Genomic DNA, 13,752 nt, shown 5'->3' with positions numbered 1-13,752 from the left:
CGCCTGGCCAACGGTCCCTACTCCAACGCGATGACGCGTGCTGCCGTCGTCCTGGGACGAGTAGGAGCTTGTGACGTGACCCGCGACGCCGACCTCACACCGGCCGACGGCCTCCCCACCGATCCGGACCTGGTCGAATCCGACCCGGCCAAATCCGACCCGGCCGAATCGAACGCCCAACCCCGAGCGCCCCGACCTCGCACCGCGCGCCGCGTCCTGGCCGCCATCGCCGCCGGCGGCGCTCTCGGCGGCCCCGCGCGCTACGGCCTCGGGCTGGCCTACCCGACCGCGCCGCACACCTTCCCCGCGACCACCTTCGCGATCAACGTCACCGGATCGTTCGTGCTGGCGCTGCTGATGGTGTTCATCCTCGACATCTGGCCGCCGAACGCCTACGTGCGCCCCTTCTTCTGCGTCGGCTTCCTCGGCGCCTACACCACGTTCTCCACGTGGATGGTCGACACCGACCGCCTGCTGGCGGCCGGGGCCTACGGCACCGCGGCGGCGAACGTGTTCCTGAGCCTGGCCGCCGGGATCGCCGCGACCAGCCTGGGTCTGAGCCTGGGCCGTGGCATCGGCGCGTGGCAAGGCAAGCGCCGCCGACACCTCGCGCAGCCGGAGCCCGCGTCCGCGTCGCTGCTGGCCCTGTCGACGGAGCAGTCCTGATGCTCACCCTGCTCGCCGTCTCGGCAGCCTCCGCGATCGGCGCCCCGGCCCGCTACCTCCTGGATCGGACCATCGCCGGCCGCCGCACCTCCCGGCTCCCGCTCGGCACCATGACCATCAACCTCACCGGCGCGTTCCTGCTCGGCCTGCTGACCGGCCTGGCCGTGCACCACGGCATGCCGAAGGGCATGCTCGCGATGCTGGGCACGGGATTCTGCGGCGCCTACACGACGTTCTCGACGTTCTCCTACGAGACCATGCGCCTGGTCGAAGACGGCTCGATCGCCGAGGCCGGCACGAACGTCGCCGTCAGCCTGCTCGCCGGGACGGCCGCGGCGGCGCTCGGACTCGGCCTCGCGCTGATCGTCTAGTCATTCACCGGCCTCGCCGCCGCGACCCGCGCTCGGCTTCGGATTCAACGCTCTACTATGGCTGGCCGTAGAACTGGGCCGAATCTCAACGGTCTGTAACGCTGGCTCAATTCCCGGGGTCTTTGCTAGGGGAATCCCCCTTCACACCACTGGCTACCCTAGCTACTGTGTAGCCTAGTAGCACGGCGATCTGCTGTGCCAGCAAGACGTTCTGCCTTGCCCCTGTCGATATACCAGTTGATGGGTGACCTCCGTGCTGCGCACTCTGTTGGCAAGCCGCTCCTCTGTTCTCATGACCGTCGTCGCGCTGCTCACCGCCACCGGCGGCGCGGTCGCGCTGGCCGCCCCGGGGGCCGCCTCCGGCCCGCCGTCGACCGCCCAGCAGGAGAAGGGGATGACGGTCGGCGCGCCGTTCAAGGACCCGGCGAACGCCGACATCGACGCCGGCGCGAACCACGACCTGACCATCACGCTGAACGCCTCCGACACCGACTTCAGCCTGGCCGGCAAGAAGGTGTGGGGCGAGTCCTACGACGGCCGCTTCGTCGCCCCGACACTGCGGTTCAACCCCGGCGCGCAGCTGACCGTCCACCTGGTGAACAACCTGGCGGTGGCCACCAACCTGCACTTCCACGGGATGCACGTCTCCCCCGAGGACCACTCCGACGACGCGTTCCTGTGCGCGGCCCCGGGCACCACGCTCACGTACCATCTGGCGATCCCCGCCGACCATCCTCAGGGCACGTACTGGTACCACAGCCACGCGATGGGGACGACGTGCCCCGCCCCCGGCAGCCCCGCCGCGATGGACGACGTCGACACCTCGATGGCCGGCATGGCGAACATGCCCGGCATGGCAGCGGCGGGCAGCACGACCAGCACGCCGACCACGACCGGAACCCCGACACCGGCGCCCTTCATGCCCGGTGACGTCGAGGACCAGATCTTCGCCGGCCTGTCCGGGGCGATGGTCGTCGGCGACGACCGCACCCTGCTGCCCGCGGCCTACCACGGCGTCGAGGCGCACACCTTCGTCTTCAAGGACGCGCAGATCGACGCCGGCGGCCACATAGTGCAGAACACCGCCACCACCTCGATCGACTCCAACGCCCCGACCGTCCGCCTGGTCAACGGCCAGCTGCGGCCGACGCTGACGCTGCGCCCGAACCAGACCGAGCTGTGGCGCCTGGCCAACGCCGGGGCCGACATCTTCTACCAGCTCCAGCTGGACGGCTACCACTTCACCGTGGTCGGCGAGGACGGCGTCCCGGTCGCGCAGACCCGCAGCGCCGACACCCTGCTGCTGCCGCCGGGCAAGCGGTACGACGTCCTGGTGACGGCGAACGGCAAGGCCGGCCAGACCTGGCTGCGCACCACCGCCTACAGCAACGGCCCGCAGGGCGATCAGTACCCTGACACCGAGCTGGTCAAGGTCGCCGTCCGGGGCGCAGGCGTCCAGCGGCTCCCGGATTTCAACGGCGCCGTCCGCACCGCGCCGGCCGACCTGGCCTCGGCCCCGATCGCCCAGCAGCGCACCGTCGACCTGTCGGAGAGCGCCGACGGCCTGTCGTTCTACATCAACGGCAAGCAGTTCGACATGAGCCAGTCGGTCTTCGCCACCCCGGCCAAGCTCGGCACCGTCGAGGAGTGGACCATCCTCAACGAAGCCGGCGAGGACCACCCCTTCCACCTGCACGTCACACCGTTCGAGGTGCTGTCGATCAACGGTGTCGCGCAGCCGTACACACACATGCAGGACACAGTCCCGGTGCCGCACGCGGTGAACGGCGTGCCCGGCAAGGTGGTCATCCGCGTGCCGTTCAACGACTTCCCGGGCCGCTGGATGTTCCACTGCCACATCGCCGCGCACGAGGACAACGGGATGATGAGCTACATCACCGTGGTCTCGTGAGGCCGTCCGGGCCGCCGCCCACGGCGCATTCGTCGAGCGAAAGGCCCGGCAGGATGTTGATCCGGCTGGTGTCGAAGACGCTGCGGCTGGTGGTCTTGTCCCCTATCTCGACGGAGGCGAACAAGAACCGCAGTACGGCGCGGCGCCGCTGCTCGGGCAGCCGGGACCAGGCGCCGGGGGCCTCGGGGCCGGTGACGACGCCGTCCAGGACGTTCGCACTCTGCGTCTCCACCCGGCCGTGGCCGACCCGGAACTGGTTCGTGCGGCCGGGGGCGCCGACCGGGCCGCGGCGCACCGTGACCGGCAGATCCGACGGCGCCGGGGTGCTGCTGCTGTTCTGCAGCACCTCGACGGCGGCCTGCTGGACGTAGTCCTCCAGCGACTTGGCGCCGATGTGCCGGTTGCACCGGTCGGGCTGCGGCTTGTTCTTCGAAGGGCACGCGTACATCCGGTAGTCGCCGACGATCGAGCCCACCATGTGGTCGCGGCACCGCTCGCACACCACCAGACCGGTCAGCAGGTAGTCCGCACGCGGCCGGCGATCGGCCACGGCGGCGCGAGCGGCCCGCTCGGCCTGAGCCCGCTGCCAGTCCTCGACGCCGATACAGGGCTCCCACACGGCCTGCCGCAGGCCGTCGATGGACTCCACACCGCCCTGGAAGACACGGAGCCCGGCATAGCGCGGGGCGACCAGGATGCGGCTGACCCCGCCGGTGGTCCACTTGGCGCCGGTCACGGTCGGGATGCCGCGTGCGTTCAGATCCCCGGCGATGGCGCGCAGGCTGTCTCCGGCCAGGTAGCGCGAGTACATCTCCCGGACCGTTTCGGCTTCCTCGGGGATCAGCGGCCGCATGCCGGGGCCGTAGCCGTAGGCCCGGCGGCCGCCGCCGTGCGGCAGGCCGTCGTCAGCGGTCTGACGACGCAGCTTCTGCACGGTCTTCGACAACGAGGCGGCCTTGCCGGCGTGATACCGCGCCTGGGACAGGGCGTCCTCCCGGCCGCGCGGATCCGCGAGGTCCAGCGAGTCGCCCATCGAGTACAGGTCCACCCCGTGCTCCTGCGCCGCGATCAACAACTCGACCGCGTCGGCCGCGCGATGGCGGACCAGCATCGCCGGTTTGATCACCACGACCGCCGGCACGCGTCCACTACGCACGGCCGTAAGAAGCCCGGACCACGCGGGCCGCGCACTGCCCGAATTCCACACAGATCGGCGCTGATCGGCGAACACCAGGTGCGCCGGCACCGTGACCCCGATCGCCGCGGCATAGGTGCGCCCCTGCCGTTCCTGCACGTCGACCGGCGTCTGATCCTCGTCGCCACGTCTGGGAACGCAACAGTAGAGCGCTCCTACAACACCTGCTTCGCCCAGCACAGCCATGAAGTAACGCTACTACTCCAATTAGTAGATGTTGAAGGGCGGATTCGATTAGGCTCTGCTCGTGGCTCTGCGGCAGTTCGGGGAACTGGAAGCCCAAGTGATGGATCGCGTGTGGCGGCACAACCGTCCGGTCCTGGTCCGCGACGTCCTCGCCGACCTGAACACGGACCGGGATCTGGCGTACACGACGGTCCTGACCGTCATGGAGAAACTGCGCCGCAAGGGCTGGCTCAGCCGGCAGCGCCGGGGCCGGGCGTACGCCTACGAGGCCGCGGCCTCCCGCGAGTCCTACACCGCGCGCCTGATGTGCGACGCGCTGGCGACCAGCGACAACCAGACGGTGTCGTTCGTCCACTTCCTGGAGCAGCTCTCTCAGGAGGAGGCGGCGGCGCTGCGCACGGCGTTGGAGGGCCGTCAGCTCCCTGAGTGACTCGCCCGGTCGTAACAGATCCCTGAGTAACTGACGATCATTCTTCTCCGTGTGTTTACATCAGCGTCCGTTGACCGGCTTAGTTCGCACGGCTAACTTCCGTGGCAGACTGCGGCGGCGTGCCAGACAGTCCCTGGCACGCCGCCGCGCTTGCGGGTCCGGTCAGTTGTCGATCCTGCACGCCTTATCGAGGGCTCTGTGCTGGTACTTGGTGTAGAAGTTCGTGCCGGTGGCGGTGACGCACCAGTAGTAGTTGCCCTCGCGCGTCGGCGCCAGCGCGGCCTTGATCATGTCGTCCGACGTGGCGTCGATCGGCGTCGGGGGCAGGCCGCGGTGCGGCGGGTAGGTCGAGTACGGGTTGTTGGGGTCCTGGGCCTGGGCCGCGGTCAGGCGCTCGCCGGCCGGAAGGTGCCCGATGGCGTACAGGGCGGTGGAGTCGATGCCCAGGTAGTCGTTGGCCTTCAGGTGTGCGTAGACGCCCTCGGCGATCCGGGCGCCGTCGGTCGGGTCGGCGACCTCGCTCTCGGCGATCGAGGCGACCATCAGCGCCTGCTCCGGCGTGCACTTGGCGGTGCCGCAGGTCAACGCTGCGGCCTTGTCCTCGAAGTCGATGCTCTTCAGGAACGCCTTCCGGTTCGCCACCATCTGCGTCAGGATGCTGCGCGGCGAGTCGGACGCGGTGAGCCAGTAAGTTCCCGGTTCCAGCATCCCCTCGATCGTGAACTCGTGGTTCGTCGAGTCCACCGACCATGCCGGCAGGCCGATCGTGTTGGTGGCGATCGCGGTGTCGAAGTCGGCCTGCTTCCACTTGCGCTTGTCGATCAGGCTCGCGATCACGTCTTTTCCCCGCTCCTGCGGCGTCACGGTGATCTGCGAGGCGTTCGACACGTTCGACCTCTTCAACAGTTCCGAGACCGCGCTGGCGCCCGAGATCCCAGGGCAGATCGCGTAGGTCCCGGGGGTGATGCCGCTGGAGGCCTGGTTCCGGTCCGCCGCGTTGAGGTAAGCCTGCGTGCTCTTGACCACGCCGGCCTGGACCAGCGCCTTGGCGATCTGCGTGCTGGTCGCGCCGCGCGGGACGTCCACCGGCACCTTCGTGTTCTCGGGGCACGCGGCCACCGCGGCGTAGTCGGGCGCCGGACCCACGCTGGCGGCGGTGGTGGTGCCGGCGCCGGACGGGTACGCGGCGACGATGCCGAACACCGCCCCGCCGGTCACCGCCAGCGTGGTCGTGGCGCCGACCATGGCCCGCCGGCGATGCGCGGCCGCCTTCAGGTGCTTCCTGGTGAGGCCCACCGGGTCGGTGTGCTCCGGGTACCGCAGGGCTCGCGCGTGGAGCATGCGGGAGACCTCTTCCCCGAACCCGCCGAGCCCCCCGGGCTCCTGGTCCGTCATGGATGACTCCTCTCTCATCGGGTCGCGACCTCGTCCCGGGCCTCGGACAGCGCTTCGCGCATCCGGACCAGCCCGCGGGAGGCCTGGCTCTTGACGGTGCCGATCGACCGGCCCAGCAGCGCGGCGGTCTCGGCCTCGGTGAGTTCCTCGTAGTAGCGCAGGACGATCACGGCGCGCATGCCCGGCGGCAGCGTGGCCAGCGCGCGCCACAGCTCGTCCTCCCGGTCCACCGCGGCGTGGCCGTCGTACTCGTCGGGCCGGTCCGGCGGCTGCCACTCGACGTGCGTCCGATGCCGCAGAGCACGCCGCCACCAGGAGTTCGCCAGGTTGACGATGATCTTGCGGACATAGGCCTCCGGCTGATCGACCCGCTCGATCCGCCGCCAGTTGCGATGGACCCGGATCAACGCGTCCTGAACGAAGTCCTCGGCATGCCCGTGATCCCCGGCGAGCAGATACGCGGTCCGCACCAGCTGCTGCCTGCGGCTGGCCACGAACTGCCAGAACGCCTGCTCCTCATGCTCGGTGAGCGCCATTCGGCGGCACCCCGCTCTCCTTCCCTCGCCCGCACGCCGGTGGTCTCGGCGCGCACAATGGGTAGAGCCTCCGGACGGCGCGGAAGTTGAGAGGCACCGCGGGGTTTTTTGGCCGGGAGTGGCGGGCGGGGCCGCAAGCCTACCTTCGTCGCTGTCCTTCATCCCGAGGAATGAGCCAGACCGAGAACCGATGGCCGATGCCCGGCCCCGCCCCGTCGCAGCAGGCTGACAGCATGAACCGAACCAGCGCGCGCATCGCCGCCGTCACCGCCGCAGCCCTGGTCGCGACCGGAACCGCGGCCGGCGCCGACGCCAAGGCCGGCAGGCCCTCCCTCGACGGCGTCTGGCAGATGGACGGCTACGGCCTCGTCCTCGACGTGAAAGGCAGCACCCTGACGTCCTACGAAACCACCGCCATCAGCTGCCTGCCCGAATTCACCGCCACGGCCACCGGCGGCGGATGCGGTGGAGCGGCTTTTCGAGCCGTCTCAGCGGGCTCAGCCGCGGGTCGCACCGTGGGGTCGTGACGGCGACGGCCGTCGCGGAGGGTGGGCTGGCGGTACGGGTGACGATTCCGTCAGGTCCCTGATCTATGTCCCTCTGAGAGCCCAGCCCCCTGCGACAAACAAGTTAGGAACCTTGACAAGAAAACTCGGATTCGATAATACATCGTATATCGTATGGCGGTTCCGTCGATGCTCCGGAAGGGTCCTGATATGCGAAGATCCATCGTCCGAGTCCTGCGACAGTCCCTGATCCCCCTGGTGGCGCTGGTTGTCGCGGCTCCCGCGGCGGCCGCGTTCGCCTCGTCCACCGCTTCCACCGCGCCTGCCGCCTCGCATGCGGCGGCGCGCGCCGCGCTTCCGGTCTTCAACGTGAAGTCCTACGGCGCGGTGGGCGACGGCACGCACAACGACACGTCCGCGATCAACAAGGCCATCGTGGCCGCGAACGCCGCGAGCACCGGCGGCGTCGTCGAGGTCCCTTCGGGCACGTACCTGTCGGCGAACTCGATCCACCTGCTGAGCAACGTCACGATCCAGCTCGACGCGGGCTCGACCATCCTCGGGTCGGCCGCCAAGACCTACGACGCGCCCGAGCCCAACCCGAACGACAAGTACCAGGACTACGGGCACAGCCACTTCCACGACGCCATGATCTGGGGCGACCGGCTGACAAACATCGGCTTCACCGGCTCCGGCACCATCGACGGCGGCGGCCACCTGGTCCCGGGCATCCCGGCGAGCGGCCAGGCGGACAAGATCATCTCCCTGACCCGCTGCACCGGACTCACGCTCAGCGGCATCACGCTGCGCCGCGGCGGCCATTTCGGAGCGCTGACCAACGGCTGCACCAACGTGGTGTCCGACCACCTCACCATCGCCACCACTGGCAACCGCGACGGCTGGAACGTCATCTCCACCACGAACGTCACCATCACGAACATCAAGATCGCGTCCAACGACGACGCGCTGGTCTTCAAGAGCGACTGGGCCCTGGGCCAGACCCTGCCCAACGGCCACGTCTCGGTGGACGGCGCGACCCTTTCGTCCCAGTGTTGCAACGCCCTGATGTTCGGCTCGGAGACCTGCGGCTCGTTCACGGACTACACGTTCAACCACATCACGATCACCGGCGCCGGCAAGTCCGGCCTGGGAATGGTGAGCATGGACGGCGCAGACATCTCCGACGTGCACTACTCGAACGTCACACTGTCCGGAGTCAGCTCCCCGATCATGGAGAAGATCGGGAAACGACTGCGCTGCGGCGGCACACCGAGCCCGGGGCACATCTCGAACGTCACGTTCACGAACGTCACCGGCTCCGGCGTCGCCTCGCCCCAGTACAGCCCGACCCTGTGGGGCCTGGACGCCGCGCACCGGGTCACCGGCGTCACGTTCGACGGCGTGAACCTGACACTGCCCGGCGGCAGCGGCGCGGTGGGCACCGGCGTCCCGAGCGACAACGGCGACTACAACCCGAACAGCATCGGGACCCGGCCGGCCTACGGCTGGTACCTGCACAACGTGGACGGCATCCAGTTCACCAACAGCTCCGTCCACCTCGCCGCGAACGACGCCCGCCCCGCGGTCATCGCGAACGCGGCCGGAACGGTGAGCTTCAACGGATTCACGGTGCAGCGTGGGACTAAGAGTCCTTATGACTTCGGATTCCAGAACGTGTCCGGATACTGCGTCACGAACAGTCAGACGACCGCCGGCGGCGCGGTGAAGGTCAGTAGCACGGGATCGACGTCGACCTGCTGAGGTAACGTCACCGTCTCGGCGTGCGGGTTGGGCCTCCCGGGCCCCTTCGCAGTACGCCGGGACGGTCCGCCGCATCCGGCCGGCCTGGCGGGTTGGCAGAGCCCGCCGACACGACGAGGGATCCGGGACAACCCCGGCCTGTGGTGCGGACGGGGTCCTCCCGGTGACCACAGGCGGCGGTGAGGTGTCGAGCCGGAGGTGCGGGAACCCTTCCCACAGGCGGGGTTGTCCCGGGTTCCCCGTCGCGTCGGCGGGCGCAGCCAAGCTGACCGGGCCGGTGGTGTCAAGTCGCACGAAACCGCACCACAGCAGCGTGTGATCCGACTTGATACCACCGGACCGGTCTGCTTCCGTCAGGCGACGACGCGACGGGGAACCCGGGACACAGGCGACCACAAGCAACGACCGCCAGCCGACTACGCGACCCCCCCTCCCCGGAGCGAGTGCCGCTCGCCGCGCAGGCGCCGCCGGAGGCCCTGTCTTTGACCTTAGGCACCCACCAAACGCGGCCGCTAGCCGCCGACCTGACGCGTGCGCAGTGACTCGGACCCGCGCGCGGTCGTGCACACGAAAACCGCCGGCCGCCAACGCAACCAGCCGGACACCACCGAACTGCGTCACCCAGCGGATCCTTCTTAAACCCACGCGAAGCCGTCAAAAAACGCCCTTGACTGTCAACCCACAAACAAACCGCGCCGCACCCACCCACCCACCCACCCACCCACCCACCCACCCACCCACCAACACCCACACATAGGCCATCAGCGCCCAAAATATCCGCAGCGGGAAGCACCGTGGAACAAGCAGCCTTGCTCGGCCCGTCGCTGCCAGAACAGCTGCCGGAACAGGTGCCAGAACAGCTGCCGGCGCGCCCTCCCGCGCGAAGCTCGGTCACTAAGCGCCGCCGCGTTGACCGCCGCCATCGATCCCGTCGACCTCGACCTCGACCTCGACCAGCCCGGTCTGGTAGGCGAGGATCACCAACTGGACGCGGTCGCGCGCGTCCAGCTTCGCGAGCAAGTTGCGGATGTGCGTCTTGGCGGTGCCCTGGCCGATGTAGAGGCGGCGGGCGATCTCGTGGTTGGTCAGGCCTTCGGCGACGAGGGCCAGGACTTCGCGTTCGCGGTCCGTCAGGACCTTGAGATCCTCCGGGGTCGGCGCGGGGGTGATGGGGCGGGCGGTGAAGCGGGCGATGAGGCGCTTGGTGATCGCGGAGGCGAGGAGTGTTTCGCCGGTGGCGACGGTGCGCACGGCTTCGATCAGCTTGCGGGGTGGGGTGTCCTTGAGGAGGAAGCCGCTGGCGCCGGCGCGTAGTGCGTCGTAGACGTACGCGTCGAGGTCGAACGTGGTCAGGATCAGGACTCTGGCATCGGGTGCGGCGGCGATGATGCGGCGGGTGGCCTCGATGCCGTCGAGGACGGGCATGCGGATGTCCATGAGGGTCACGTCGGGATGGTGGGTCTGCGCGAGCTCGACGGCCTCCTCGCCGTCGCGCGCCTCGCCGACGACCTACATATCCGGGGCGGCTCTGAGGATTCCACTGATGCCGGCACGCAGCAGGTGTTGGTCGTCGGCGACCAGGACGCGCAGGGTCACGGTGCCGCCGGCGCTTCCGTGGGGGACGGTAGCGGTAGGCGTGCCTGGACGCGGTAGCCGCCGTCGGGGGTGGGACCGGCGTGGAGTTCGCCGCCGTAGAGCTGCGCGCGCTCGCGCATTCCGGCTGTGCCGCGGCCTGGGGATCGCGGTACGTCTTGGAGGCCGCCGCGCTTGGGCTTCGCAGGACCGTTACTCACTTGGATCTCGACGCGTTCGTCGCTGAAGGAGAGGTTCAGCGTGGCCGTGTCGGTGCCGGCGTGCTTGATCACGTTGGTCAGGGCCTCCTGCACGATGCGGTAGGCAGCCAGGTCCTCGCCGGGCGGCACGTCGCGCTCGCACTCGGTGCCGGTCGTCGTCAGCGTCACGCGGACGCCGGCGTTCGCGACGTGGTCGATCAGACGCGGCAGGTCGGCGAGCCCCGGCGCGGGGGCGAGGCCCGCTTCCGGTACGGAGCCCTGCTCGGCCTGTAGTACCTCGACCAGGCGGCGCATCTCTTCCAGGGCTTGGCGCCCGGTCGTTTCGATGACGGCCAGTGCGTCTCTGGCGCGCGCCACGTCGGGGGTGGCGGCGCCGTCATCCCCGTCATCCCCGTCGTCGTCGAGGAGCAGGCCGCCGTAGCCCGCCTGGACGGTGATCACGCTCATGTGGTGGGCGACGACGTCGTGCAGTTCCCGAGCGATGTCCATGCGTTGGCGGTCAAGTTCGGTGCGGAGGGTGAGGGTGGTGTAGCGGCGGTGCATCGCCATGGCGAAACCGATCGTCCACACGACGAGGTAGATCGAGCCGAACAGGACCGCGCCGCCGGAGTGCTTGAAGTCAGGCAGTGCCGTTGCTGTGGCGGCGGCGATCGCGGCGCAGAGTGCGGCGACCGCGGCGGGCGGCTTGGCACGTGAGGCCACCGCGTACAGCGTGATGCCGAGCGGGACCAGCGCGGCAGGAGCCGAGCGCGGCTGCCAGGCGCCGACGGCGCCGAGCGTCGCGAGCGAGAGCAGGAACGCTGCCGCCGGGCGCCGGGAGCGTGCGGCGATCGGCCAGGCCAACGCCACGGCGCCGATGAGCGCACCGAGAATGGGCAACACGCCGTCCGCGTGCTTGGCCAGCAGCAGTGCGGACGCCGCGCCGAAGAGCACTGCCGCCGCAGTGTCCGCAGCCCGCCACCACGCCGGGCGCACCCAGGCGAAAAGCGGCGGAGCAGCGGGAAGATCCATACCGGTCAGCGTAGGCACGCACGGCGGGCGCGGCATCGTTCTCTCGGCGTATGCCCGCAGGCATAGGCGCAACCCGGCCGCAGGCAGATGTGCCGGATCCGGCGTGCGGGCACGGTTGGCCCATGAACCTCTCCAGCTCCCCGCCGCCGATCGAAGTCCAGGGCCTGACCAGGCGATTCGGCCGCGAGACGGCGGTCGACGACCTCAGCTTCCGCGTCGCACCGGGCAAGATCACCGGCTTCCTCGGCCCGAACGGCGCCGGCAAGTCCACGACGCTACGCATGATCCTGGGCCTGGACACGCCGCACGCCGGCCGCGCCCTGATCCACGGCCGCGCGTTCCGTGCACTGCCCCAGCCGCTGCGCGAGGTCGGGGCACTGCTCGACGCCAGCGCCGTCCACCCCGGCCGGCGGGCCCGCGACCACCTGGCGTGGCTGGCGGCGAGCAACCGCCTGCCCGCCGGCCGCGTGGCGCACGTGCTGGAGCTGACCGGACTGTCGGGCGCGGCGGGCAAGCGGGTCGGCACGTTCTCCCTGGGCATGCGCCAGCGCCTGGGCATCGCCGCCGCCCTCCTCGGCGACCCGCCGGTCCTGCTGCTGGACGAACCGGTCAACGGCCTGGACCCGGAAGGCGTGCGCTGGATCCGCACCCTGATGAAGTCTCTCGCCGCCGAGGGCCGCGCGGTGCTGGTGTCCAGCCACCTGATCAGCGAGATGGCCCTGACCGCCGACCACCTGATCATCATCGGCCGCGGCCGCCTCCTCGCCAACACCGACGTCGCACGCTTCCTCGCGGACGCGGGGCCGGGCGCCTCGCTGGAGGACGCGTACATGCGCCTGACCGCCTCGGCGGTGGAGTATCGGGCGCTTTCTTAGCCGCGGGTCACTGAGCAGCAGGAGATACCGCAGCGCCGCACCACTTTTCGCGGGCACTACTCGCCCTTGGCCGCCGGCACCGCCCTGGCGCCACCCAACTACCGCCCTTCACCGCTCGCCATCCACGCCAACTTCCAGGAGACCACCAATGACCAGCCTCGGCACCACCCCACCGGCCACCCGAGCCACCTTCCCCGTGCTCGTCCACGCCGAGTGGATCAAGCTCCGCACCATCCGCTCCACCACCGTCACCGTGGCCGTCGCGGTCGTCCTGAGCCTGGGCGTCGGGCTGATGGACGTCCTGTCCGTCACCGGCCACTGGGCCACCATGTCCGCCGCCGACCGCGCGGCGTTCGATCCGGTCGGGGATCCGCTCAGCGGGTTCCAGTTCGGCGAGCTCGCGCTCGGGGCGCTCGGGGTGCTGGCCGTCACCAATGAGTACGCCACCGGCATGATCCGCACCACGCTCACCGCTGCACCGCGGCGGGCGCGCGGGTACCTCGCCAAGGCACTGACGCTCGGCGGGTTCGCGCTGGTCCTGTCACAGGTGCTCGCCTTCGCCACGTTCCTGCTCGGGCAGGTGGTGCTGCGGCGGCAGCACCTGAACATCTCGCTCGGCGATCCCCACGTGCTGCGCGCGGTCGCGTGCGCCGGGCTCTACATGGCCGTCGTCGCGATGGCCGGGTTCGGGCTGGGCGCGTTGCTGCGCCACACCGCGGCGGCGCTGTCGGCGATGTTCGCGCTGATCTTCCTCACATACCCGGTCGCACGCACCTTCGAGGGCAGCTCCTACCTGCTCGACCACCTCACCCCGATCAACGCCGCCACGCGCCTCGCCACACTCACCCCGCCGACCGGGGCGCACGCGGCGCGCATCCCCTCGCTCGCCTTCTCGCTGTTCGATCTCGTCCTCTACCTGGTCGTGTTCGTCGGGGCCGGCGCGTGGCGCGCGACCCGTGACGCGTGAGGCCCACACCGGTCGAGAATTCACTTCCCGGACACGTCAACCGTCTTTTCTGACAACAGGCGGCTTCCAGAACTTAATAGACCGATTCGCCTCACCAGAAATCAGAATTCCGAGCCCTTTTCTTGGCGAACTCTTGACTCCATTCCCC

12 protein-coding genes and 1 pseudogene are annotated in these 13,752 nt (G+C 69.7%); 8 read left to right on the top strand and 5 right to left on the bottom strand.

Annotated elements, in window-relative coordinates:
• Positions 1-75: 75 nt before the first annotated feature.
• From ABH935_RS05640 to ABH935_RS05630, 3 genes are all read left to right on the top strand, one after another.
• Positions 76-666: a CrcB family protein gene (locus tag ABH935_RS05640; protein WP_370376684.1), complete on the top strand. Its 591-nt coding sequence runs from the start codon at positions 76-78 to the stop codon at positions 664-666.
• Positions 666-1,037 carry a fluoride efflux transporter CrcB gene (gene crcB, locus ABH935_RS05635; protein WP_370376683.1) on the top strand — a complete coding sequence of 124 codons (372 nt, stop codon included), beginning with the start codon at positions 666-668 and terminating at the stop codon, positions 1,035-1,037. Before ABH935_RS05640 ends, crcB begins: the two co-directional genes overlap by 1 nt.
• A gap of 292 nt (positions 1,038-1,329) precedes the next feature.
• Positions 1,330-2,949, top strand: a complete 1,620-nt coding sequence (locus tag ABH935_RS05630) for a multicopper oxidase family protein (protein WP_370376682.1) — start codon at positions 1,330-1,332, stop codon at positions 2,947-2,949.
• Here the strand turns inward: ABH935_RS05630 and ABH935_RS05625 are convergent.
• A complete protein-coding gene (locus tag ABH935_RS05625; protein WP_370376681.1) occupies positions 2,933-4,330 on the bottom strand; it encodes a recombinase family protein in 1,398 nt (465 codons plus the stop codon). The genes ABH935_RS05630 and ABH935_RS05625 overlap by 17 nt on opposite strands.
• Positions 4,331-4,391: 61 nt before the next feature.
• On the opposite strand from ABH935_RS05625, the gene ABH935_RS05620 reads away from it, so the two are divergent.
• Positions 4,392-4,760, top strand: a complete 369-nt coding sequence (locus ABH935_RS05620) for a BlaI/MecI/CopY family transcriptional regulator (protein ID WP_370376680.1) — start codon at positions 4,392-4,394, stop codon at positions 4,758-4,760.
• 162 nt (positions 4,761-4,922) lie between these two features.
• Here ABH935_RS05620 and mltG read toward each other — a convergent pair whose 3' ends face one another.
• Complete coding sequence (gene mltG / locus ABH935_RS05615; protein WP_370376679.1) at positions 4,923-6,155, bottom strand: endolytic transglycosylase MltG; 1,233 nt, start codon at positions 6,153-6,155, stop codon at positions 4,923-4,925.
• A gap of 14 nt (positions 6,156-6,169) precedes the next feature.
• On the bottom strand, positions 6,170-6,691 hold the full coding sequence (locus ABH935_RS05610) for a SigE family RNA polymerase sigma factor (RefSeq protein WP_370376678.1): 522 nt from the start codon (positions 6,689-6,691) through the stop codon (positions 6,170-6,172).
• A gap of 233 nt (positions 6,692-6,924) precedes the next feature.
• Here ABH935_RS05610 and ABH935_RS05605 point away from each other — a divergent pair, with 233 nt between their 5' ends.
• Together ABH935_RS05605 and ABH935_RS05600 are read left to right on the top strand one after the other, a co-directional pair.
• Positions 6,925-7,218 (top strand): hypothetical protein, encoded by a 294-nt coding sequence (locus tag ABH935_RS05605; protein ID WP_370376677.1) that lies wholly within the window; start codon positions 6,925-6,927, stop codon positions 7,216-7,218.
• A gap of 189 nt (positions 7,219-7,407) precedes the next feature.
• Positions 7,408-8,958, top strand: coding sequence for a glycoside hydrolase family 28 protein (locus ABH935_RS05600; protein ID WP_370376676.1), 1,551 nt, complete (start codon positions 7,408-7,410; stop codon positions 8,956-8,958).
• A gap of 894 nt (positions 8,959-9,852) precedes the next feature.
• Here the strand turns inward: ABH935_RS05600 and ABH935_RS05595 are convergent.
• Together ABH935_RS05595 and ABH935_RS05590 are read right to left on the bottom strand one after the other, a co-directional pair.
• Positions 9,853-10,554, bottom strand: a pseudogene (locus ABH935_RS05595) (response regulator).
• The gene (locus tag ABH935_RS05590) at positions 10,551-11,762 is read right to left on the bottom strand and encodes a sensor histidine kinase (RefSeq protein ID WP_370376675.1); all 1,212 of its coding nucleotides are present in this window, start codon (positions 11,760-11,762) and stop codon (positions 10,551-10,553) included. Before ABH935_RS05590 ends, ABH935_RS05595 begins: the two are co-directional and overlap by 4 nt.
• A gap of 122 nt (positions 11,763-11,884) precedes the next feature.
• On the opposite strand from ABH935_RS05590, the gene ABH935_RS05585 reads away from it, so the two are divergent.
• Both ABH935_RS05585 and ABH935_RS05580 read left to right on the top strand, forming a co-directional pair.
• Positions 11,885-12,637, top strand: a complete 753-nt coding sequence (locus ABH935_RS05585) for an ABC transporter ATP-binding protein (protein WP_370376674.1) — start codon at positions 11,885-11,887, stop codon at positions 12,635-12,637.
• A gap of 148 nt (positions 12,638-12,785) precedes the next feature.
• Complete coding sequence (locus ABH935_RS05580) at positions 12,786-13,604, top strand: ABC transporter permease (RefSeq protein ID WP_370376673.1); 819 nt, start codon at positions 12,786-12,788, stop codon at positions 13,602-13,604.
• The last annotated feature ends 148 nt before the right edge of the window (positions 13,605-13,752 follow it).

Source organism: Catenulispora sp. GAS73, from assembly GCF_041262085.1.
Lineage (GTDB): Bacteria > Actinomycetota > Actinomycetes > Streptomycetales > Catenulisporaceae > Catenulispora.
This window is presented reverse-complemented; position numbering and strand designations above follow the sequence as displayed.